16 protein-coding genes are annotated in these 23,659 nt (G+C 66.0%); 15 read left to right on the top strand and 1 reads right to left on the bottom strand.

Annotation, left to right across the window (positions count from 1 at the left end; genetic code table 11):
• Positions 1 to 29: 29 nt before the first annotated feature.
• Positions 30 to 2,894, bottom strand: coding sequence for a TonB-dependent receptor (locus tag ACQ7JA_RS03500; RefSeq protein ID WP_430894564.1), 2,865 nt, complete (start codon positions 2,892 to 2,894; stop codon positions 30 to 32).
• Between the two features lie 523 nt (positions 2,895 to 3,417).
• Between ACQ7JA_RS03500 and aroG the strand changes: the two genes are divergently transcribed.
• The 15 genes from aroG to typA all read left to right on the top strand — a co-directional run bounded on the left by aroG (position 3,418) and on the right by typA (position 23,610).
• Entirely contained in the window at positions 3,418 to 4,476 is a 1,059-nt protein-coding gene (gene aroG, locus ACQ7JA_RS03495) for a 3-deoxy-7-phosphoheptulonate synthase AroG (protein ID WP_430894562.1), read from the top strand.
• Positions 4,477 to 4,680: 204 nt separating this feature from the next.
• Complete coding sequence (locus ACQ7JA_RS03490) at positions 4,681 to 5,619, top strand: ABC transporter permease (RefSeq protein ID WP_430894560.1); 939 nt, start codon at positions 4,681 to 4,683, stop codon at positions 5,617 to 5,619.
• Positions 5,616 to 6,626, top strand: a complete 1,011-nt coding sequence (locus ACQ7JA_RS03485; protein ID WP_430894558.1) for an ABC transporter permease — start codon at positions 5,616 to 5,618, stop codon at positions 6,624 to 6,626. The genes ACQ7JA_RS03490 and ACQ7JA_RS03485 overlap by 4 nt, the downstream gene beginning before the upstream one ends.
• Positions 6,623 to 8,308, top strand: a complete 1,686-nt coding sequence (locus tag ACQ7JA_RS03480; protein WP_430894556.1) for an ABC transporter ATP-binding protein — start codon at positions 6,623 to 6,625, stop codon at positions 8,306 to 8,308. Before ACQ7JA_RS03485 ends, ACQ7JA_RS03480 begins: the two co-directional genes overlap by 4 nt.
• 173 nt (positions 8,309 to 8,481) lie before the next feature.
• On the top strand, positions 8,482 to 9,426 hold the full coding sequence (locus tag ACQ7JA_RS03475; RefSeq protein WP_430894554.1) for a VTT domain-containing protein: 945 nt from the start codon (positions 8,482 to 8,484) through the stop codon (positions 9,424 to 9,426).
• A 146-nt stretch (positions 9,427 to 9,572) separates the two neighbouring features.
• On the top strand, positions 9,573 to 10,589 hold the full coding sequence (locus tag ACQ7JA_RS03470; protein ID WP_430894552.1) for a glucokinase: 1,017 nt from the start codon (positions 9,573 to 9,575) through the stop codon (positions 10,587 to 10,589).
• A 353-nt stretch (positions 10,590 to 10,942) separates the two neighbouring features.
• A complete protein-coding gene (gene scpB / locus ACQ7JA_RS03465; RefSeq protein WP_430894550.1) occupies positions 10,943 to 11,695 on the top strand; it encodes an SMC-Scp complex subunit ScpB in 753 nt (250 codons plus the stop codon).
• Positions 11,682 to 13,604, top strand: coding sequence for a 23S rRNA pseudouridine(2605) synthase RluB (rluB, locus tag ACQ7JA_RS03460; RefSeq protein WP_430894548.1), 1,923 nt, complete (start codon positions 11,682 to 11,684; stop codon positions 13,602 to 13,604). The genes scpB and rluB overlap by 14 nt, the downstream gene beginning before the upstream one ends.
• Before the next feature lie 313 nt (positions 13,605 to 13,917).
• The gene (rimP, locus tag ACQ7JA_RS03455) at positions 13,918 to 14,406 is read left to right on the top strand and encodes a ribosome maturation factor RimP (protein ID WP_430894546.1); all 489 of its coding nucleotides are present in this window, start codon (positions 13,918 to 13,920) and stop codon (positions 14,404 to 14,406) included.
• A complete protein-coding gene (gene nusA / locus ACQ7JA_RS03450; protein ID WP_430894544.1) occupies positions 14,403 to 15,968 on the top strand; it encodes a transcription termination factor NusA in 1,566 nt (521 codons plus the stop codon). The genes rimP and nusA overlap by 4 nt, the downstream gene beginning before the upstream one ends.
• 46 nt (positions 15,969 to 16,014) lie before the next feature.
• Positions 16,015 to 18,867, top strand: a complete 2,853-nt coding sequence (infB, locus tag ACQ7JA_RS03445) for a translation initiation factor IF-2 (protein ID WP_430894542.1) — start codon at positions 16,015 to 16,017, stop codon at positions 18,865 to 18,867.
• 109 nt (positions 18,868 to 18,976) lie between these two features.
• Complete coding sequence (rbfA, locus tag ACQ7JA_RS03440; protein WP_430894540.1) at positions 18,977 to 19,384, top strand: 30S ribosome-binding factor RbfA; 408 nt, start codon at positions 18,977 to 18,979, stop codon at positions 19,382 to 19,384.
• Positions 19,381 to 20,298 (top strand): tRNA pseudouridine(55) synthase TruB, encoded by a 918-nt coding sequence (gene truB, locus ACQ7JA_RS03435; RefSeq protein ID WP_430894538.1) that lies wholly within the window; start codon positions 19,381 to 19,383, stop codon positions 20,296 to 20,298. The genes rbfA and truB overlap by 4 nt, the downstream gene beginning before the upstream one ends.
• A gap of 144 nt (positions 20,299 to 20,442) precedes the next feature.
• Entirely contained in the window at positions 20,443 to 21,468 is a 1,026-nt protein-coding gene (locus tag ACQ7JA_RS03430) for a S41 family peptidase (RefSeq protein ID WP_430894536.1), read from the top strand.
• Positions 21,469 to 21,771: 303 nt separating this feature from the next.
• Entirely contained in the window at positions 21,772 to 23,610 is a 1,839-nt protein-coding gene (gene typA / locus ACQ7JA_RS03425; RefSeq protein ID WP_430894534.1) for a translational GTPase TypA, read from the top strand.
• Positions 23,611 to 23,659 lie beyond the last annotated feature (49 nt).

The raw sequence follows: 23,659 nt of genomic DNA, 5'->3' as shown, positions 1-23,659 counted from the left end.
CCGCGCCGCCGTCCCGGGCCCTTGTGCGCTCAGAAGCTGTAGCGCGCCCCCAGGGTGTAGAAGCGGCCGACGGCGCCGGCATAGTCCAGCGGGTTGTACGACACGGCGCCATAGGTCAGCGGATCGAGCGGGGCGACCTTGTCGAACACGTTCTGGATCGAGCCGAAGACTTCCCAGCGCGGCTGCGGCTTCCAGCGGAACACCAGGTCGACCGTCGTGAACGAGGCCAGTTCGCAATCGGTCGGGGCGTCGTTGCCGTTGGCGAAGTGGGTGGCGCAGCCGTCCGGATCGTCCTTGAACAGGGTGTTGTCGATCCGGCCGCGGTAGTTCACGTTGGCCGACAGGCGGAAGTCCGGTCGCTCCCAGGATGCGCGCAGGTTCACGCGGTTGTCGGGCGTGCCGATGCAGTTGGTGACGTCGCAGTTGCCGTGGGTGCCGGCGAAGTCGCGGGTGCTGCCGTCCTGCTCGGTACGTTCCCACTTGACCAGGTGGGTCCACTTGGCGTCGAAGACCAGATTGCCCAGGCCCTGAGGCAGCGGCATGCTGTGGCGCGCGTCGAGGTCGACGCCGCGCACCCTGGTGCTGGCCGAGTTGACGTAGCTGGCCAGCACCGCCGTGATGGCGCCGGGGTCGCCCGGAATGCCGGCTTCGGCCGTGCTGGGGTCGCGCGCCACGCGTCCGGCCAGGATCGCGGCGTCGACCTGTTCCTGGTTGATCTCGTTCTTGCGCTTGATCTGCCAGAAGTCGAGCGAGACGCTGGTGCGCGGCAGCGGATCCCAGATCACGCCCACGTTGAAGCTCTTCGAGCGCTCGGGATCGAGGTCGGGGTTGGGCGAGGTGATGAGGGCGATGCTGGCCGGATTGCAGGCCGCTGCCACGCCGAGGGCGCAGCGGATCGGGTCGTCCGCGGTGGAGAAGGCCGCCAGGCCGCCGCGGCCGTTTTCCGCCGGGCTCGGTGCGCGGAAGCCACGGGCGAAGGTGGTGCGCAGGGCCAGCTGGCGCATCGGCGTCCACTTGATGCCGGCCTTCGGGGTATAGGCATTGCCCACGTCGGTGAAATGGTCCCAGCGCATGGCGCCGGTCAGCTCCAGGCCCGGCAGCACCGGCGCCAGCACCTCGCCGTACATGGCGAAGACGTTGCGCTGGCCCTCGTAGGCCGAGTAGCCGAGGCCGATGATGTTGCCGCGTTCCGTACCCGCGGTCGGTTCCAGCTCGGCGGACTCGTGGCGGAATTCGGCGCCCACCGCCACCCCGAGCGCGCCGCCCGCCAGCTTGCCGAATTCGCGCGTGGCCTTGAAGTCGACCTGGGCAATTTCGGTGTGGGCGTCGTTCGAGATTTCCGGCGACAGGGCGGCATAGACGGCCGGCGAGTTCAGGCCGGCATTCTCCGCGATGCGCCAGAAGCTGCCCACCGGCAGGGCGCGGTAGCCGGGGCTGTTGGCGATGGCCGCCGCCACGTTCGTGGGCGTGGGATTGAGCAGGGCGAAGGTGACGTCGCGCTGCAGGTAGCCGGTGCGCTCGTTGCTGACCTTGTTGCGCGAGTAGAGCAGGGAGCTGTCCCATTCCCAGCCGGCCGCCTCGCCGCGCGCGCCGACCAGGGCGCGCAGGAAGGTGGAGTCGATGCTGGAAAGGCGCGGGCCGACGTCGGCCGCGAGGTAGCGCAGCCGCGCCTCGCGCCCGAAGTAAGGGTTGTCCGGGTGGGCGGCGCCCAGCGCCACGCCGGCGCCGCTGACCGGGCCGCCCGGATAGCCCTGGTTGAAGCTGACCGCGGTGGGCGTGGTGCCGGATTCGCTCAGGCTGTTGTAGAGGTTGAGCTCGGTATAGCCTTCGACCTTGTCGTTGAGCTTGAAGGTGCCGCGTCCGAATACCGTGACGTATTCCGAGTCGGGCTGGATCTGGCTGTACTGCCAGGCCGCGTCGATCAGGCAGCCGCCGCCCGGGTCGCCTTGCGGATGGTTGGTGAAGTTGCCGCAGGCCGCGCCGGGAAACAGGCGGGTGAAGCCGGCGCCCGCCAGGTTGCCGCGGTTGTAGTAGTCGAGCGTGTCGGGGTTGCGCACATTGCCGTTGATCGAGCCGCTGCTGGAGGCATTGTTGCCGGTGATGGCCCCGGCGCCGCCCAGCGCTTCCTGGGCCGAGAAGCCCCAGGGCCGCAGGTCGGCCTTGCCGATCCAGTCGCGGTTGCCGCGCTCGCGGTTCCAGATCTCGTCGGTCTTCTTGTACTCGAAGTTCAGCAGCACGTTGTAGCGGTCGGTGTCGAGGTCGCCCTTGCCCCAGGTAAGGGCGACGTTGTTGGTCTGGCCGTCGCCCGCCTCGCCGGTGCCGATCATGGCGCGCGCCGTGGTGCCCTTGAAGTCGCGTCGCAGGATGATGTTGACCACGCCGGCGATGGCGTCGGAACCATAGATGGCCGACGCCCCGTCCTTCAGGATCTCGACCCGCTCGACGGCGTCGGTGGGGATGACGTTGAGGTCGGAGAACACCTTCTGGCCATCGTCGGCCAGTCCGTAGGGCGCCATGCGGCGGCCGTTGAGCAGCACCAGCGTCGAGGCGGTGCCGAGGCCGCGCAGCGAGATGCCGGAAGCGCCCGAGGCGAAGCCGCCGCCGAAGGTCATCGGCACCGAGCCCGAGTTGTCGACCGCCAGCGTCTGGAGCAGCTCGGCGACCGTGGTCTTGCCGGAACGTTCGATGTCGGCGCGGTTCACGGTCTGTACCGAGGAGGCGGTCTCGGCCTGGGCGCGCCGGATGTTCGAGCCGGTGATTTCGACGCGGGTGATCGGCTTGGGCGCCGCTTCCTGCGCGAACGCTTCCGGTGGTACCGCCAGCAACGCCAGGCCGACGGCGCCGCCGCCGGCGAAGATGCGCCGCACGGCGCGCGAGAGCAGGGTTTCAGTCATGTCCGGACTCCAGTGGTTGGGTTTTCCCGCAGTCCTGGCTCTTGAGCATAGTTAATATCGCAAGATGATTTTCTTGCGAGAACACAAGCAATGCAGAAACCGGCGGGGCTTGAAGCGACTGTTGCACCGATTAATGAACGGCGACTGATCCCGCTCAAAGTGCTCGGAAAGGAAAGGAGGGCCTGTGTGGTTCGCGCAACCAGTCGCCAAATCCGGCCTGGTCAAGGCGCGGCAGAGGCGCAAACGAGCTTGTCTGGACAAGCGACAAAGAGCTTGCCAATCTTCATGCAATGTTGTTATAGTCAATGAGACATGGTCAACCCCGACCCCATCGGACATCGCATGCACCACACCGTTTTCTTTAGCCGCCACTTTTACTTTAGCCATTCCAGCCCCTTGGCGGTGGAGTAGCGGCAGGTTCACGCGATTACAAAGAACAGTCCGACGCAATCCAGACAAACCGCCAGCGATGGCGGTTTTTTCGTTTATAGACCCGATACATCACCCAGACACGGAGTACAGCATGCCTCGCACCGACGATTTACGCATCCGCGAAATGAAGGAACTGACGCCGCCCTCGCACCTCATCCGCGAGTTTCCGGTGACGCCGGCGGCTGAAACGACCGCAGCCGGCGCGCGCGTGGCCCTGCACCGCATCCTGCACGGTCAGGACGACCGCGTGATGGTGGTGGTCGGCCCATGCTCGATCCATGATCCGAAAGCCGCGCTCGAGTACGCGCGCCGCCTGGTCGAGCAGCGCGAGCGTTTCAAGGGCGAGCTCGAGATCGTGATGCGGGTCTATTTCGAGAAGCCGCGCACCACGGTCGGCTGGAAGGGGATGATCAACGACCCCTATATGGACAACAGCTTCCGCATCAACGACGGCCTGCGCATGGCGCGCGAGCTGCTGCGCGACATCAACGAGCTGGGCCTGCCGGCCGGCACCGAATTCCTCGACGTGATCAGCCCGCAGTACATCGCCGACCTGGTGAGCTGGGGCGCGATCGGCGCGCGCACCACCGAGTCGCAGGTGCACCGCGAGCTGGCCTCCGGCCTGTCCTGCCCTGTCGGTTTCAAGAACGGTACCGACGGCAACATCAAGATTGCGGCCGACGCCATCAAGGCCTCGTCGCAGCCCCACCACTTCCTGTCGGTGACCAAGGGCGGCCACTCGGCGATCGTGTCGACCTCGGGCAACGAGGACTGCCACATCATCCTGCGCGGCGGCAAGGCCCCGAACTACGACGCCGCCAGCGTCGAGGATGCGTGCCGGCAGCTGGCCGCCAACGGCCTGGCCAGCCGCCTGATGATCGACGCCTCGCACGCCAACAGCAGCAAGAACCCGCAGAACCAGGTGCCGGTGTGCGCCGACATCGCCAGCCAGATCGCGGGCGGCGACGATCGCATCGTCGGGGTGATGATCGAATCGCACCTGGTGGGTGGGCGCCAGGACCTGGTGCCGGGCAAGGAACTGACCTACGGGCAGTCGGTTACCGACGGCTGCATCGACTGGGAAACCAGCATCGGCGTGCTCGAAGGGCTGGCGGCCGCCGTGCGCCAGCGCCGCGTTCGTCAGGAGTAGGGGTGTTTCGGTCCAGTGGACCGAAACACGCTTTGCCGTCCGCGCGTTCAAACCTGGGGAATGCTGCCTGCGCGGCGGTTCCATTGCTGGCTGGACGCGCGGACGGGGGACCCGTCCACCCTACGTTATGACGGGCTGATGAAAAGGAATGGCTGTCGGCACGGCAAGACGGCAGAATAGGCGCTTCAACCATCCGGGAGTTCCATGCTGAGTTTTATCGTCCGGCGCCTGTGGCAGATGCTGCCGACCATGCTCGGGGTCGTGGTGCTGGTCTTCGTCCTGTTCAACTGGGTCGGCGGCGACCCGGCCTACCTGCTGGCCGGGAAGATGGCCGACACGGCCGCCATCGAGAACATCCGGCGCCAGCTCGGCACCGACCAGCCGTATGCCGTCCAGCTGTGGATCTTCATCAAGCAGATCCTCACCTTCGACTTCGGCAATGCCTGGAGCACGGGCGAGCCGGTGTCGCAGATCATCTCCAGCCGCCTGGGGCCTTCGCTCACCGTGCTGGTGCCGCTCACCATCCTGGAAACCGTGTTCGGCATCGCGCTGGCGCTGGGCATCGCCTTTGTCCGCGGTTCGCTCACCGACCGCGCCGTGATGGTGGCCTGCACGGTCGGCATGTCGATCTCGATCCTGGTCTACATCATCGTGTTCCAGTACGTCTTCGCCTACGAGATGGGACTGTTTCCGGTCCAGGGCTGGGGGAATAGCCTGGGCGAGAACCTGCTGCGCTATGCGCTGCTGCCCATCATCATCGGCCTGGCGGTGTCGATCGCGCCGACCCTGCGCCTCTACCGCAGCTTCGTGCTCGACGAGGTGAGCCAGGACTATGTGCGCACCGCGCGCGCCAAGGGCCTGAGCGAGCGGCGCGTGGTCTGGGTGCACGTGCTGAGGAATGCCGCGATCCCCATCATCACCCACGTCATGGCCAACCTGCCGGCCCTGCTCATCGGCGCCTTCCTGCTGGAGCGCTTCTTCGGCATTCCCGGCATCGGGCGCGAAGTGATCCTGGCGGTCGAGCGCAGCGACTTCCCGGTGATCAAGGCGATCACGGTCTACGTCGCCGCCGCGACCATGGTGTTCAACCTGCTCGCCGACCTGCTGTACCAGGCCGTCGATCCGCGGGTGAAGCTCTCATGATGGTCCATGCCGCTTCCCCCGGCCTGTGGGCGCTGGCCTGGCGCCGCCTGCGCGCCGACCGCGTCGCCATGGGCGCGCTCGCCGTGGTCGCCGCCTTCCTCGTGATGCTGCTGCTCTCCAGCGCCGGCCTGCTCGCCGCCGACTGGGAAGAGGAGGTGGCCGTCAACTATGCGCCGCCGACCTTCGTCGGCGCGGACGCCGGCACGCGCGCCCTCGCCGCGGCCCAGCTGCCGCGCGCGACCCCGCCGAATGCCTTCGATCCCCTGGCCGCGGAGCTGGCCGAGCTCAAGGCGCAGGTGGCGGCCAGCCACCCGCCCGTGGAGAAGGCGACGACCTTGCCCTTCGGCGCCGACAAATGGGGCCACGACATCGTCAAGAAGACCATCAAGGGCGGCGAAACCTCGATCGTCGTCGGCCTGGTGGCGGCCCTGGTCGCGGTGGCCCTGGGCACCCTGTTCGGGGCGCTTGCGGGTTTCTACGGCGGCCTGGTGGACGACCTGTTCAACTGGTTCTACAGCATCTTCACGTCCATCCCTTCGATCCTGATGATCCTCACGGTGGCCGCGGTGCTGCAGCAGAAGGGTGTGATGACCATCGTGCTGATCCTCGGCCTGACCGGCTGGACCGGCCCCTTCCGCCTGATGCGCGCCGAGTACATCAAGCACAAGGCGCGCGAGTACGTGATGGCGGCCGATGCCATCGGCGCATCGGGCTGGCGCCGCATGTTCGGCCACATCCTGCCCAACGTCGCCCACGTGGCCCTGGTGCAGATGTCGATCCTGGTGGTCGGCTTCATCAAGGCCGAGGTGATCCTGTCCTTCCTGGGCTTCGGCGTGCCGGTCGGCGTGGTGTCCTGGGGCAGCATGCTCAATGAGGCGCAGAACGAGCTGATCCTCGGCAAGTGGTGGCAGCTCGTGGCGGCGGCCGGCGCCATGGCGCTGCTGGTGACAGCCTTTTCCCTGTTCGCGGACGCGCTGCGCGACGCGCTCGATCCCAAGCTGAAATGAACGAGGACATCCTGCTCCAGGTGCGCGACCTGCGCATCGACTTCAAGGTCGGCAAGAAGAACACGGTCGAGGCCGTGAAAGGCGTGTCCTTCGACGTGCCGAGGAACAGCACGGTGGCGCTGGTCGGCGAGTCCGGCAGCGGCAAGTCGGTCAGCTCGCTGGCCGTGATGGGGCTGCTGCCGATTGAGACGACCATCGTCAAGCCCGGTTCCAGCGCGCGCTTCGACGGACGCGAACTGCTCGGGCTGCCCGTGGCCGAGCGCCGCAAGCTGTGCGGCAAGGACATCGCGATGATCTTCCAGGAGCCGATGTCCTCGCTCAATCCGGTGTTCACGGTGGGCTACCAGATCGGCGAGGTGCTGCGCCGGCACATGGGCATGACGGCGAAGGCGGCGCGGGTGCGCACCCTGGAGCTGCTGGCCGAAGTCGGGATTCCGGATCCTGCGCTGAAGATCGACGCCTATCCGAGCCAGATGTCGGGCGGCCAGCAGCAGCGCGTGATGATCGCGATGGCGATCGCCTGCGAGCCCAAGCTCCTGATCGCGGACGAGCCGACCACGGCGCTCGACGTCACAATCCAGAAGCAGATCATGGAACTGATCGCGCGCCTGCAGAAGAAGCACCGCATGGCGGTGCTGTTCATCACCCACGACCTCGGCCTGGTCGCCGAGATCGCCGACCGTGTGATCGTCATGCGCCATGGCGAGGTGCGGGAAGAGGGCGAGGCCAGCCAGGTGTTCGGCGCGCCCCGCGACGCCTACACGCGCGCGCTGCTGCACTGCCGCCCGAAGCTGGACGAGCGGCCGCTGCGCCTGCCGGTGATCGACGACTACATCGAGGGGCGCCTCCAGCCGGGCGATGCCCTGCCGCAGCGCACGCGCGGCACCCATCCCGGCGACGAGCCGCTGCTGGTGGTGAAGAACCTGGCCAAGAGCTTCTGGCTGCGCGAGGGCCTGTTCGGGAAGCGCGAATTCCAGGCGGTGCGGGACGTGTCCTTTACCCTGGGACGCGGCAAGACCCTGGGCGTGGTCGGCGAATCGGGCTCGGGCAAGACCACGGTCGGCCTGACCCTGCTGCGCCTGCACCGCGCCACCGGGGGCAGCGCGCTGTTCGACGGCCGCGACCTGTTCGGCATGCCGGAGCGCGACTACCAGGCTTATAAACGCCGCATCCAGATCATCTTCCAGAATCCCTATGCCTCGCTGAACCCGCGTTTCACGGTCGGGCAGATTCTGCTGGAGCCGATGCGCATCCACCGCATCGGCGCGAACGACGCCGAGCGGGTGGCGACGGCCCATATGCTTCTCAAGCGGGTCGGCCTGCCCGAACAGGCTTTCCACCGCTACCCGCACGAGTTCTCCGGCGGCCAGCGCCAGCGCATCGCGATCGCGCGCTGCCTCACCATGAAGCCCGAGATCCTCGTCTGCGACGAATCGGTGTCGGCACTGGACGTGTCGGTGCAGGCCCAGGTCCTGAACCTGCTGCAGGACCTGCAGGACGAGTACGGCATGAGCTACATCTTCATCTCCCACGACCTGTCGGTGGTGAAGTACATCGCCGACCAGGTCATGGTGATGCAGCAGGGCAGGGTGGTGGAGCTGGCGGACTCCGACGAGCTCTATCGCAATCCGCAGCACGACTACACGCGTACCCTCCTCGCCGCGATACCGCAGGGTGTGTAGGGTGTTCGGCTCTGCCGAACGCGCGTCCGACTTTCGGTGGAGCCGTCACGGCGCATGCCGGATCTGGACGCGCGGTCGGCGAGCCGACCACGCTACGAAAAAGCGTTGTTTCCCTGCCAAAGGACAGGGCCGCGTCGCCTGTGACCGGCGGGGAATTCGGATACACTAGAACGATGTCCCAACTTATCGAACTGCTGCAAATCTACGGCGTGCTGATCGTGTTCGGCATCGTCCTGGTCGAGCAGTTCGGCCTGCCGATTCCCGCCTTTCCGATCCTGGTGGTGGCCGGCGCGCTGTCGGTCGACGGCGACCTGGCCTGGCAACTGTGCCTGCTCGCCGCCGTGGGGGCCTGCCTGATCTGCGACCTGTTCTGGTTCCGCGCCGGGCGCTTCTACGGCAAGCGCATCCTGCGGCTGCTGTGCAAGATTTCCCTGTCCCCGGATTCCTGCGTCAACCAGACCGAGGACCGCTTCCGCCGCTTCGGCGCGAAGTCGCTGCTGGTGTCCAAGTTCGTCCCCGGCTTCAACACCATTGCCGCGCCCCTGTCCGGCGCCATCGGCACCGAGGCGCGTCCCTTTCTGGCCTATGCCATCACCGGCGCCGCGCTCTGGAGCGGCACCGGCATCCTGCTGGGCGTGCTGTTCCACGACGGTGTCGAGGAGCTGCTGTCCACCCTGGAGACCATGGGCGGCACCGCGCTGTCCGTCCTCGCCTCGCTGCTGGCCCTGTTCGTCGCCGTCAAGTACGTCGAGCGCCGCCGCCAACGCGCCCGTACCAACCTGCCGCGCATCGAGGTGGGCGAGCTGCTGGACCTGATCGACGCCGGCCACGACCCGCTCATCATCGATGCGCGCAGCCTGACGGCCCAGGGCATCGAGGCGGCGATTCCCGGCGCCCTGGTGTTCAAGTCCTGCCCGCCCGAGCAGCTGATGGCGGGCCTCGACCGCAACCGCCACATCGTCGTCTACTGCAGCTGCCCGAACGACGTGACGGCCGCCGAGGTGGCCAAGCAATTCCTGGCCAACGGTTTCCATCGCACCCGCCCCCTCAAGGGCGGGCTGGATGCCTGGAACGCGCACCACGGCGCGGGCCCGGAGCTGGACCCGGCAACCTGCTGACGAGGTAGTTCGACTACTTCAAGGTGGCTTACCCTCTGTTGTATGAAGCGGGGCGGTTTTGCGTGCTTGTACCTAAACTACAAAAATAACTTGTAAGAGCACTACGAAGTTTAGTAAGCTTGGTCATCGCTTCCCTTCATGCTGCAATGACCGTCCTCGCCCCCAGCCCTGCTTTCCTCTCGTCCACCTTCGCGGATGGCGCACGCCTGCTTGCCGATATCGGCGGCACCAATGCGCGCTTCGCGCTGGAAACCGCTTCCGGGCGATTCGAGGCGATCGAGGTGCTGGCCTGCAGCGAACACGCGACCCTGGCCGACGCCGCCCGCAGCTACCTGGCGCTGCCGCAGGCGGCCGCCCTCCACGCCGGCATCCGCCATGCGGCCATCGCCATCGCCAATCCGGTGACGGGCGACCAGGTGCGCATGACCAACCACCACTGGGCCTTTTCGATCGAGGCGCTGCGCCGCGAGTGCGGCTTCGATACGCTGGAGGTGGTGAACGACTTTTCGGCGCTGGCGCGCTCGCTCCCGCACCTGGGTGCGCAGAAGCTCCAGGTCGGCGGCGGCGCTCCCGTGGCCGACGCGCCCCTCGGGCTGCTCGGCGCGGGCACCGGTCTGGGCGTCTCCGGCCTGGTGCCGGGCGCGGACGGGCACTGGACCGCGCTGCGCAGCGAAGGCGGCCATGTGAGCTTCTCGCCGGTCAATGAGGTCGAAGTCGCGATCCTGCAATACGCCTGGCGCGAGTTCGAGCACGTCTCGAGCGAGCGCCTGCTCTCGGGCGCCGGGGTCGAGCTGATCTACCGCGCCCTGGCCGACCGTGCCGGCCGTCCGGGCGAGAGCCTGTCCGCGCCGGAGGTCTCGCGCCGCGCCCTGAGCGGCGAATGCCCCCTGTGCGACGAGGTGCTGGAAGTCTTCTGCGGCATGCTCGGCACCGCCGCCGGCAACCTGGCGATCACGCTCGGCGCCCAGGGCGGCGTGTACATCGGCGGCGGCATCGTGCCGCGCCTGGGCGAGCGCTTCCTGAAGTCGGGCTTCCGCCGCCGCTTCGAGCAGAAGGGCCGCTTCAGCGCCTACCTGGCCGCGGTGCCGACCTATGTGATCACGGCCGACTACCCGGCCTTCCTCGGCGTGTCGGCGATTCTGTCGGAAAAACTGGCGGCTTGAGGCGATTGGTGGCCCCGGGCGGCGGAATTTGACGGCAATCGTGCTTTCCCTGAGGACGGGCCTTGTCCATTCGCCGGTTTTATCGGTTACAATGCCTTCCAGTTGCTAGAGACGCCCCCGCCGCATCACCCGCGAACCCGCGTTTCGCCGAAACACCAACAGAGCCGTGGCGCGCATCGGAAGTTATCCCGCCGCCAACTCAGCCCGGCGCATCCAGGCCCGGGCCCCGGATTCCAGCATTTGCGCAGCACCTTCGCACCGCCACCCTGGCGCGCGCCTGGCATCCGCGATTGCACCCGCGTAGACGGATTATTGAATTGATTCTTGCATTCTGAGCGTGACGACACCGCGACATGAATACTGACGAGGCCAAGCGCGTCCTCGAGACCGCCTTGCTGTGCGCACGCGAGCCGATGACGATCCACGGCATGAAGAAGCTCTTCGCCGAGGTCGACGCCAATGGCCGCCAGCTGAACGCCGGTGTCGGTAGCGACACGATCAAGATTCTGCTGGAAGAATTGCGTCAGGATTGGCAGGGGCGCGGCATCGAGATCGTCGGCCTGGCGTCGGGCTGGCGCTTCCAGAGCCGGCCCGAGATGAAGCCTTACCTCGACCGCCTGTCGCCCGAGAAGCCGCCGAAGTATTCGCGCGCGACGCTGGAAACGCTGGCGATCATCGCCTACCGCCAGCCGGTCACACGCGGCGATATCGAGGAAATCCGCGGGGTCGCGGTGAACTCGCAGACCATCAAGATGCTGGAAGACCGTGGCTGGATCGATGTGGTCGGCCACCGCGAAGTGGTGGGGCGTCCGGCGCTGCTAGGCACCACCAAGCAGTTCCTGGACGACCTCGGCCTGGCCTCGCTGTCGCAGCTGCCGCCGTTGCAGGCGGTCAGCGAGGGCCCGGACAGCCGCAGCCTGGAGGCGCTGGAGCAGGCGCTGAACGAGAACTTTGAAAAGGCGGATGCCGAGGCGGCCGCCAATGAAGACGATATGAATACCGAGACGGGTGTCCTGCCTGTCGACGTCCCGATTCTTGACCGGGAGACGGCAGATGCCGCTGGGCCGGGTCAGCATAATAAAGATACGAACGATGAACCCAACTGAACCGAACGACACCCTGCCCGTGGACGCGGGCGACGCCGCTCCGGCAAAGCCGAAGCGCACCCGCAAGCCGGCCGCGCCGAAGGAGGCCGCTGCCGAAGCGCCTGCCGAAGCAGCCGCCAAGCCGAAGCGCACCCGCAAGGCCGCCGCCGCGCCGGCCGAATCCGCTCCCGTGAGCGAAACCGCGCCTGCATCCGAAGCCAAGCCGGCGCCGAAGGCCCGCAAGCCGCGCGCCGCCAAGGTGGTCGAGGCGCAGCCGGCCGCCGCTGAAGCGCCGGCCGTTGCCGAGCCGGCCGCGGCGCCCCAGGAAGCCCGCCCCGAGGGCGAGGCGCGCAAGCCGCGCGGTCCGCGCCAGATGCGCGAAAAGCGCCAGGAGCGCGAAGCGCGCCAGATGGAGCAGCAGTCTGCCGATCCCGAGGTGAGCGCGGAGGCGGCGCCGGCCGAGGGCGAGCAGGCTCCGGTCGAAGGCCGGCGCGAAGGCCGTGGCCGCAACCAGCAGCCAAAGGGCCGCGGCCAGCAAAGCCAGCGTCCGCAGCAGAACGCCCAGCCGGGTCAGCAGGCCCAGGGCGGCAAGCAGGGCAAGCAGCAGGCTAAACCAGGCAAGCAGCAGGGCAAACCAGGCAAGCAGGGCGGCAAGGGCAATGAAGCCGACGCCGTGTTCTCCTTCGTCACGTCGGACGCGTTCGACGCCAACGAGGGCGGCCGTGGCCAGCAGCAGCCGAAGCCCGTGCGCCGCGACCTGACCGCCGACGACGACGCGCCCAAGCTGCACAAGGTGCTGGCCGAGGCCGGCCTGGGCTCGCGCCGCGACATGGAAGAGCTGATCGTCGCGGGACGCGTGTCGGTGAACGGCGAGCCGGCCCACATCGGCCAGCGCATCCTGCCGACCGACGCGGTGCGCATCAACGGCAAGCTGATCCAGCGTAAGGTGAACAACAACAAGCCGCCGCGCGTGCTGGTGTACCACAAGCCGGCCGGCGAGATCGTCAGCCACGACGATCCGGAAGGCCGTCCGTCGGTGTTCGACCGCCTGCCGACCATGAAGGCGGGCAAGTGGCTGGCCGTGGGCCGCCTGGACTTCAACACCGAAGGCCTGCTGCTGTTCACCACCTCGGGGGACCTGGCCAACAGGCTGATGCACCCGCGCTACAACATCGATCGCGAATACGCGGTGCGTACCCTGGGCGAGCTGGAAGAGGGCATGCGCCAGAAGCTGCTCGCCGGCGTCGAGCTGGACGACGGCCTGGCCTCGTTCTCGAAGGTCCAGGACGGCGGCGGCGAAGGGATCAACAAGTGGTACCGCGTGGTGATCGGAGAGGGGCGCAACCGCGAGGTGCGCCGCATGTTCGAGGCGGTCGGCCTGACCGTCTCGCGCCTGATCCGTACCCGCTACGGCGCCATGACCCTGCCGACGGGCCTCAAGCGCGGCCGCTGGGAAGAGCTGCAGGACAATGACGTGCGCGCATTGATGGCCGCCTTCGGCGTCGAGAAGAAAGGCGGCGCGCCCGAATTTGGCAAAGGCGAGGGCAAGGGCAAGGGTGGCGCCAGGGGTGGCAAGGGCCATGCCCCGCAACCGAACCGCGCCGACGGCAACCGCATCGACCGCGCCGACGCCAACCGCAACGTCGATCCTTTCGGTCCGCCGGTGGTCCGCGTCGGCACCAATCGTCCGCAGGGCTTGCCGGGCATGCCGGCCGGCCGTCCGCAAGGGCAGGGCGCGCAGGGCGGCAAAGGCAAGGGCCGTGGCAATAATCCCAATTCCTTCGGTGGCGGCAAGCAGAGCGGCCGTCCGAAGCAGCCGGATCCGCTGCAGACCACCTTCGGCTTCGCCGGCACCGGCGGCGGCCGTCGCGGTGGCCAGGGTCCGCGTGGTTCCGAGCACGGTCTCCCGCGCCGCGGCCGCCGCGGCTAAGCACCGGCTTTCCGGCTGCGCAGTGCCCGGCGCGGGATTTTTTGCGCGGCGCCGGGCGCATCATGCTGCAATGCCGTAGAATGGCGGCCATAGCCCCTTATGGTATTCCTGCTAACTGTTGTTTACTTGTCATTTCTACTCACGGCGATTGCGAGAGAAGCAGGATCACTGTATAATTTGCAGCCTAATCAAAGTTCTTCCCAGTATTTTCTTGGTGCAAGTGCTTTCATCTGGTTGGGTTGTGAATACAAAAAGATGGGCAGATGCCCATTTTTTTTTTGGAAAATCGTTTTGAAGCTCCTGGAGAAGCGTCGTGCAGCAGTTTGAATTAATCGCCAAAACAGTGAGTGGCCTCGGCTACGAACTCGTCGACGTCGAGCGCGGCGAACGCGGGATCCTGCGTGTCTACATCGATTTCCCCGCAGCCGATGCGGAAGAAAAAGGCCCGATCACGGTCGAGGACTGCGCCACGGTGAGTCACCAGCTGACGCACGTGTTCACCGTCGAGAATGTGGATTATGAACGGCTGGAAGTGTCGTCGCCGGGCCTCGATCGCCCGGTGCGCACCCTGGCCGACTTTGCGCGTTTCGCCGGGCACGAATGCACGGTCAAGCTGCGCGTCGCCATGCCGGGCACCGCGAACCGGAAAACCTTTACCGGTATCCTGCGCGGGGTCGAGGGCGACAAGGTCGGTCTGGAATTTGATAATAAAGATGGTGCGGCGTTGTTGGAATTTACGCTGGCCGAATTGGACAAGGCACGTTTGGTGCCACAGGTGGATTTTAGGAGTCGCAAAGCATGAGTCGCGAAATTTTGTTACTGGTTGATGCGCTCGCGCGCGAAAAGAACGTCGATAAGGAAGTGGTCTTCGGAGCGCTCGAGTTCGCGCTCGCGCAAGCCACGAAAAAGCGCTATGAAGGCGAGGTCGACATCCGCGTGAGTATCGACCGCGACAGCGGCGAGTTCGAAACCTTCCGCCGCTGGCACGTCGTGCCGGACGAGGCCGGCCTGCAGCTGCCCGACCAGGAAATTCTGCACTTCGAAGCCAAGGAACAGATTTCCGACATCGAAGTCGACGAATACATCGAAGACCCGATCGAATCGGTCGAGTTCGGCCGCCGCTTCGCCCAGGATACCAAGCAGGTCGTGCTGCAGCGCGTGCGCGATGCCGAGCGCGAGCAGATCCTGCAGGATTTCCTCGAGCGCGGCGATTCGCTGGTCACCGGCACCATCAAGCGCATGGAGCGCGGCGATGCCATCGTGGAATCGGGCAAGATCGAAGCGCGCCTGCCGCGCGACCAGATGATCCCGAAAGAGAACCTGCGTATCGGCGACCGCGTCCGCGCCTACATCCTGCGCGTGGACCGCAATATGCGCGGTCCGCAGGTGATCCTGTCGCGCACCGCGCCGGAATTCATCATGAAGCTGTTCGAGCTGGAAGTGCCGGAAATCGAACAAGGCCTCCTGCAGATCAAGTCGGCTGCCCGTGACGCCGGCGTGCGCGCCAAGATCGCCGTGTTCACCGCCGACAAGCGCATCGACCCGATCGGCACCTGCGTCGGCATGCGCGGTTCGCGCGTGCAGGCCGTGACCGGCGAGCTGGGCGGCGAGCGCGTGGACATCGTGCTGTGGTCGGACGATCCGGCCCAGTTCGTGATCGGCGCCCTGGCGCCGGCGAATGTCTCCTCGATCATGGTCGACGAAGACAAGCACGCCATGGACGTGGTGGTGGATGAGGAAAACCTGGCGATCGCGATCGGCCGTTCGGGCCAGAACGTGCGCCTGGCGTCCGAGCTGACCGGCTGGAAGATCAACATCATGACCGCCGAGGAATCGGCCAACAAGGTGGCCCAGGAAACCGCCGCGATCCGCGTGCTGTTCATGGAAAAACTGGACGTGGACCAGGAAGTGGCCGACATCCTCGTCGATGAAGGTTTCTCGAGCCTTGAAGAAATCGCTTACGTCCCGATCTCCGAAATGCTGGAAATCGAGTCGTTCGACGAAGACACCGTCAACGAACTGCGCACCCGCGCCCGTGACGCGCTGGTGACCGAAGCGATCGCTTCCGAAGAAGGCCTCGAAGGGATGGAAGAAGCCCTCGTGAACCTGGAAGGCATGGACCGCACCACCGCCGGCAAGCTCGGCCTGGCTGGCATCAAGACGGTCGAAGCCTTCGCGGCACTCGCCTATGACGAATTCGGCGCCATCCTGGCGCTGTCGTCGGACCGTGCCCGCGACCTGATCAAGAATGAATTTAGTGATGTGACCGACGAAGAGATGAAGCTGGTCGACAGCAAATACGATGACCGCGCCAAGGCGCTGCAGGCGAAAGCCTGGAGCCTGGCAGAAACGGCCAAGGCGTAATTTGCAAATCTTTATCATCTCAGCGACACATAGAAAAGAGGACTGAATGGCGAGTAACAACGTAGCCCAATTTGCCACCGAACTGAAGATGCCTGCAGACCTGCTGCTGACACAGCTGCGCTCGGCCGGCGTCGAGAAAAGTTCGACGTCAGATCCCTTGTCGAAAGATGATAAGGACAAGCTGCTGAACCACCTGCGCCGTACCCACGGCGCAACCGAAACCGGTGAAAAGAAGAAGATCACGGTGACCCGCAAGGAAACCACCGAGATCAAGCAGGCTGACTCGAGCGGCAAATCGCGCACCATCCAGGTCGAAGTCCGCAAGAAGCGTACCTTCGTGCAGCGCGACGACCTGGTCACCACCCCGAAGGCGGAAGCCGCGCCCGTCGTCGACGCCGCCGAACAGGCGCGCCGCGATGAAGACGCGCGCCGCCAGGCCGAGCTGATCGCCCGCCAGGAAGCGGACCTGCGTGAAAAGCAGGAGCGCCTGGCCAAGCTCGAAGCGGAAGAGGCTGCACAAGCCAGGGCCGCCGAAGAGCAGGCCAAGCGTGACGCCGCCGAGAAGGCCAAGCGTGACGCCGCCGAGGCCGCTGCCGCCGCGAAAGCCGCGGCAAGCGCCCAGGCGCCTGCGACCCCGGCCAACGCCGCTGCCGAAGAGGCTGCGCAGGCCGCCGCCGCGGAAGCCAAGAAGCGCGCCGAGGAAGCCGCCAAGGAAGCCGCCGAACGTGCTGCCGCCACCGAGCGCGCACGCAAGGCCGTGGCCGACGAAGTGGCCCAGATCAAGCTCATGATGAGCCAGCCGCGCCGCGTCATCAAGGCGCCGGAACCGGCGCCGAAGCCGGCTGCTCCAGCAGCAGCGGCAGGCACCCTGCACAAGCCGGCCGCGTCAAGCGACAAGAAGCCGGGCGAAGCCAAGCCGGGCGACAAGAAGCCGGGCGACAAGAAGTCGATCAAGTCGGCGAACGTGTCCTCGACCTGGTCGGACGACGCCAAGAAGCGCGGCGCGCCGGGCGGCGCCAAGGGCCGTGGCGCGGGCGCCCCGACGGGCGGCCGTGACGGCTGGCGCAGTGGCGGCCGCAGCGGCGGACGCCGTTCGCACAGCGATGACCGCGAAACCAATTTCCAGGCCCCGACCGAGGCGATCGTCAAGGACGTGCACGTTCCGGAAACCATCACTGTCGCCGAACTGGCGCACAAGATGTCGGTGAAGGCATCGGAAGTCATCAAGCAGCTGATGAAGCTGGGCCAGATGTGCACCATCAACCAGGTGCTGGACCAGGAAACCGCGATGATTCTCGTGGAAGAAATGGGCCACAAGGCATTTGCGGCTGCCGAGGACGATCCGGAAGCGCTGCTGGCCGACCAGGGCGCCCACGCCGAGTTCGAAGCGACCTCGCGTGCTCCTGTCGTCACCGTCATGGGTCACGTCGACCACGGCAAGACCTCGCTGCTGGACTACATCCGCCGTGCGAAAGTGGCGGCTGGCGAAGCCGGCGGCATTACCCAGCACATCGGTGCATACCACGTGGATACCCCGCGCGGCATGATCACCTTCCTGGATACCCCGGGTCACGAGGCCTTCACGGCCATGCGTGCCCGCGGTGCGAAAGCGACCGACATCGTCATCCTGGTGGTGGCGGCGGACGACGGCGTGATGCCGCAGACCAAGGAAGCGATCGCCCACGCGAAGGCCGCCGGCGTGCCGCTGGTCGTCGCGATCAACAAGATCGACAAGCCGGGCGCCAACACCGACCGCGTCACCCAGGAATTGGTGGGCGAGGGCGTGGTGCCGGAAGAATACGGCGGCGACTCGCCGTTCGTCCCGGTGTCCGCGAAAGTCGGTACCGGCATCGACGACCTGCTGGAGCAGGTGCTGCTGCAGGCCGAAGTGCTGGAACTGAAGGCGCCGGCGGAAGCCCCGGCCCGTGGCCTGGTGGTCGAAGCACGCCTGGACAAGGGCCGCGGCCCGGTCGCGACCATCCTGGTGCAGTCGGGTACCCTGAAGCGCGGCGACGTCGTGCTGGCGGGTTCCTCCTTCGGCCGCGTCCGTGCGATGCTGGACGAGAACGGCAAATCGGTGACCGAAGCCGGTCCGTCGATCCCGGTCGAGATCCAGGGCCTGACCGAAGTGCCGAGCGCCGGTGAAGAAGTGATGGTGATGGCCGACGAGCGCAAGGCGCGCGAGATCGCCCTGTTCCGTCAAGGCAAGTTCCGCGACGTCAAATTGGCGAAGCAGCAGGCCGCCAAGCTGGAGAACATGTTCGACCAGATGGCCGAAGGCGAAGTCAAGAACCTGCCGCTCATCGTCAAGACCGACGTGCAGGGTTCGCAGGAAGCGCTGGTGGGTTCGCTGCAGAAGCTGTCGACCTCGGAAGTGCGCGTCCAGATCGTCCACGCGGCGGTCGGCGGCATCACCGAATCGGACGTCAACCTGGCGGTGGCCTCGAAAGCGGTCATCATCGGCTTCAACGCCCGTGCCGACGGCCAGGCGCGCAAGCTGGCGGAAGCCAACGGCGTCGACATCCGTTACTACAGCATCATTTACGATGCGATCGACGAGATCAAGACGGCACTGTCGGGCATGCTGGCGCCGGAGAAGCGCGAGACCATCACCGGCCAGGTCGAGATTCGCCAGGTCATCCTGGTGTCGAAGGTCGGCGCGATCGCGGGCTGCCTGGTCACCGATGGCGTGGTCAAGCGTACCTCGTCGGTCCGCCTGCTGCGCAACAACATCGTCGTGTGGACCGGCGAGATCGACTCGCTCAAGCGCTTCAAGGACGATGCGAAGGAAGTCCGTGCCGGCCTCGAGTGCGGCCTGTCGCTCAAGAACTACAACGACATCCAGGTTGGCGACACCCTGGAAGTGTTCGAAGTCACCGAAGTGGCGCGTACGCTGTAATTTCCCGCTTGGGAGTACGATGGGGCCAGGACGCTTCGCGGCGAAAGCCGCGGGGGCCTGGCCCTCGTTTTTTAAGCGGCACTCACACAAGAACAACACCAGCAAGATCATGGCAAAACACAGTAAAAGCATTCCCCAGCGCGGCCTGCGCGTGGCCGACCAGATCCAGAAAGACCTGTCGGAACTGATCGCCTTCGAACTCAAGGACCCGCGCGTCGGCATGGTCACCATCAGCGAAGTGAAGCTGACCCCGGACTACGCCCACGCCAAGGTGTACTTCACCCTGCTCAAGGACAGCCCGGAAGAGGTCAAGCAGACCCTGGAGGGCCTGTCGAAAGCGGCCGGCTACCTGCGCAACCTGCTGGGCAAGCGCCTGCACATCCATACGCTGCCCCAGCTGCACTTCGTGCACGACACCTCGACCACCCGCGGCCTGGCGATGTCGGCCCTGATCGACCAGGCCAATGCGGTCCGCGCGGCCGACTTCGGCAAAGACGACGATTCGGATTCCGAGTGAACCGCGCGATCAAGAAGCCGCGCGACCTCGTCGACGGCGTCCTCCTGCTGGATAAACCGGTCGGCCTGTCCTCGAACGACGCGCTGATGAAGGCCAAGCGCGTGTTCAATGCGAAGAAGGCCGGCCACACCGGCACGCTCGATCCCTTCGCCACCGGCCTGCTGCCGCTGTGCTTCGGTGAGGCGACCAAGTTCTCGCAAGACCTGCTGGAAGCTGACAAGACCTACGAGGCCACCGTCCGCCTCGGCATCATGACCACCACGGGCGATACCGAAGGCGAGGTGATCGAAGAGCGCGCGGTCGATGTGACGCGCGAGCAGATCGAGGCGGCGCTGGCGCGCTTCCGCGGTCCCATCTTCCAGGTGCCGCCCATGTACTCGGCGCTCAAGCGCGACGGCAAGGCGCTCTACGAATACGCGCGCGAAGGCATCACGCTCGAGCGCGAAGCGCGTCCCGTGACGATCCACGGCCTGTCGCTGATCGACTACACGGCGCCCATGCTGAAAATCCTGGTCACCTGCAGCAAGGGGACCTACGTGCGCGTGCTGGGCGAGGACATCGGCGCGGCCCTCGGCTGCGGCGCCCACCTGAACGCGCTGCGCCGGGTGCAGGTCGGCAGCCTGTCGACCGAGCGCATGATCACGCTCGACGACCTGCAGGCCCACCCGGACCCCATGTCCCTGCTGGCGCCGGTCGATGCGCTGCTGTCGAGCTTCCCCTCGGTCGAGCTCACCCAGGACTTGGCCAAGCGCTTCCTCAACGGCCAGCGCCTCGCGCTGGGCAAGGAAGAGGTGGTGGTGCCCGCCAGCCTGGGCCGCGTGCGGGTCTACCATGAGGGCAAGCTGCTCGGCACGGCCAATCTGCAGGAATACGCCATCCTGGCGCCGGAACGCCTGATCGCGGCCGCGCAGTAGTTCTTCCCCAAGCCGCCGCTGTCCGCGCCACGCCGTGGACGGCGGCCCTGCCGTCCGCGGACGCTCTCCGTGAAGTGTTTTCCTAGGGCAAAGCTTTGGCACGGCTTTTGCAATGATGGAGTCACCACTATTTCGGAGACCATCATGCGACATCCATTCTTCCGCGCGGCCCTGCTGGCCGTCGCCCTGTCGAGCAGTTCCCATCTCTACGGCGCCGCGACTGGCGAACGCGAGCTCGTGATCGAGGAAACGCTGGCGCGCATCAAGGCGGAATACGTTCATCCGGAGCGCTACCCGGCCATCGAGCAGAACGTGCGCAAGCACCAGCAGGCCGGCGCCTACGCGGGAGCCGGTTCCGAAGAAGAGTTCGTCAAACTGCTCACCAGCCACTTGCAGGAAATCAGCAAGGACAAGCACATGAGCCTGCGCCACCAGCCGAACGTGCGCAGCCTGAGGCCAAGCGCGTTCACGAGCACGGCGGCCAAGCGCGAGCAGGAGCGCCGCGACAACTATGGCCTGCGCAAGGTGGAGATCCTGCCGGGCAACGTCGGCTACGTCGACATCTTCCACTTCCACGACGATGCCGAACAGGCGAAGGAGGCCTTCGGCGCCGCCATGGGCTTCGTGGCCAATACCGATGCGCTCATCATCGACCTGCGCGGCCACCGCGGCGGCGGGGAAGCGATGCAGCTGCTGGCCAGTTACTTCTTCGAGAAACCCTTCACCGTGATGGAGCTGCGCTACCGCGGCAACCGCAAGGTCCAGGCCAGGAGCTTCGCCGACATCCGCGGCAAGCGCTACCTGGGCAAGCCCGTGTGGCTGCTGACTTCAGGCCGCACTTTCTCCGCCGGCGAAGCCTTCGCCTATTCGATGAAGAGCCTGAAGCGCGCGACCCTGGTCGGCGCCACCACGCGGGGCGGCGGCAACCCGAATATGATGCTGCCGCTGCGCAACGATTACCTGCTGTCGATCCCGATCGGCGAGTCGGTCAGCCCGGTCGACGGCGGCAGCTGGGAAGGCGTGGGAGTGCAGCCGCATGTCGCGGTGGAGGAGGGGGCGGCGCTGGGTATTGCCCACCGCGCCGCGCTGGAAACCCTGCGCGACAAGGCGAAGGACGAGACGCTGCGCGCCAGCCTGGCGAAGCAGCTCGACGCCCTGGAAAAGAGCTGAAGAACTTTTTGTTCAAGGCCCGTGCCGACGGGTCTTGAAATCGTCAGAAGTATCGCCATATTGGCCTCTGTACCGGGAGCGGCAGCCCCATGCTGCCCAGCGGCGCCCGGACCCGTCATCCTCCTGCAATACCATGCCGCTATTCTCGACGGCGGCATTTCGTCGAAAATTCAGTGCATTCCCCGCCGCTGCGGCGCAGCAAGGCCCACAACCATGCTATAGTAGCGGGTTACGGAAATCGGTAATGCTCGTGAATCATCACCGCCTCCATCCATCACGCAACATTCACTGTTGAAAATACACATGTCAGACACCAAACGCGCAATTCGTAATATTGCAATCATCGCCCACGTTGACCACGGCAAGACCACCCTGGTCGACCAGCTGCTGCGCCAGTCGGGCACCTTCCGTGAAAACCAGGCGGTGGACACCCGCGTGATGGACTCGAACGACCTCGAAAAAGAACGCGGCATTACCATTCTGTCGAAGAACTGCGCGGTCGAGTACGAAGGCACCCATATCAACATCGTCGACACCCCGGGCCACGCCGACTTCGGCGGCGAGGTCGAGCGCGTGCTGTCGATGGTGGACTCGGTGCTGCTGCTGGTCGATGCCCAGGAAGGCCCGATGCCGCAGACCCGCTTCGTGACCCGCAAGGCGCTGGCCCTGGGCCTGAAGCCGATCGTCGTCGTCAACAAGATCGACCGTCCGGGCGCACGCGCCGACTGGGCGATCAACCAGACCTTCGAACTGTTCGACAAGCTGGGCGCCACCGATGAGCAGCTGGACTTCCCGATCGTCTACGCCTCGGGCCTGAACGGCTACGCCGGCATGGACGAAAGCGTGCGCGGCGGCGACATGAAGCCGCTGTTCGACGCCATCCTGAAATACGTGCCGGTGCGTGACGACAACCCGGACGGTCCGCTGCAGATGCAGATCACCTCGCTGGACTACTCGTCCTACGTCGGCAAGATCGGTATCGGTCGCATCAACCGCGGCCGCGTCAAGCCGGGCATGGACGTGCTGGTCGTGAATGGCCAGGACGACAAGAACCCGATCAAGGGCCGCATCAACCAGGTGCTGAACTTCAAGGGCCTGGAGCGCGTGCAGGTCGACGAGGCCGTCGCCGGCGACATCGTGCTGATCAACGGTATCGAAGACATCGGCATCGGCGTGACCGTGACCGCCGTGGATACCCCGGAAGCGCTGCCGATGCTGACCGTCGACGAGCCGACCCTGACCATGAACTTCATGGTCAACACCTCGCCGCTGGCCGGCCGCGAAGGCAAGTTCGTCACCAGCCGCCAGCTGCGCGAGCGCCTCGAGCGCGAGCTGAAGGCCAACGTGGCCCTGCGCGTGCTGCCGACCGACGACGACACCATCTTCGAAGTGTCGGGGCGTGGCGAACTGCACCTGACCATCCTGCTGGAAAACATGCGCCGTGAAGGCTTCGAGCTCGCCGTGTCGCGTCCGCGCGTGGTGTTCAAGGAAGTCGACGGCGTCAAGTGCGAGCCGTACGAGAACCTGACCGTCGACGTGGAAGAAGTGAACCAGGGCGGCGTGATGGAAGAACTGGGCCGCCGCCGTGGCGACCTGCAGAACATGGAATCGGACGGCAAGGGCCGTGTCCGCCTGGAATACCTGATCCCGGCCCGTGGCCTGATCGGCTTCCAGGGCGAGTTCATGACCCTGACCCGCGGCACCGGCCTGATGAGCCACGTGTTCCACGAGTACGCACCGGTCGACAACAGCAAGGGCGACCTGGCCGGCCGCCGCAACGGCGTGCTGATCTCGCAGGATGACGGCGCCGCCGTTGCCTACGCGATCTGGAAGCTGCAGGACCGCGGCCGCATGTTCGTCGAACACAACACCCCGGTGTACGAAGGTATGATCATCGGCATCCACTCGCGCGACAACGACCTGGTCGTGAACCCGATCAAGGGCAAGCAGCTGACCAACGTGCGTTCCTCGGGTACCGATGAAGCCGTGCGCCTGGTGCCGCCGATCCAGATGTCGCTGGAATACGCCGTCGAGTTCATCGAGGACGACGAGCTGGTCGAGATCACCCCGAAATCGATCCGCCTGCGCAAGCGCTTCCTGAAAGAGCACGAGCGCAAGAAGGCGAGCCGCGAAGGCGCGTAATCGCCTTTCAGGCCTGAAGAAGAACCCGCTGCTTGCAGCGGGTTTTTTT

The organism is Massilia sp. BKSP1R2A-1 (assembly GCF_050586525.1).
In the GTDB taxonomy this organism is placed as follows: Bacteria; Pseudomonadota; Gammaproteobacteria; order Burkholderiales; family Burkholderiaceae_D; genus Telluria.
The sequence above is the reverse complement of the archived record's forward strand: the minus strand, read 5'-3'. Positions and strand labels throughout refer to the sequence as shown.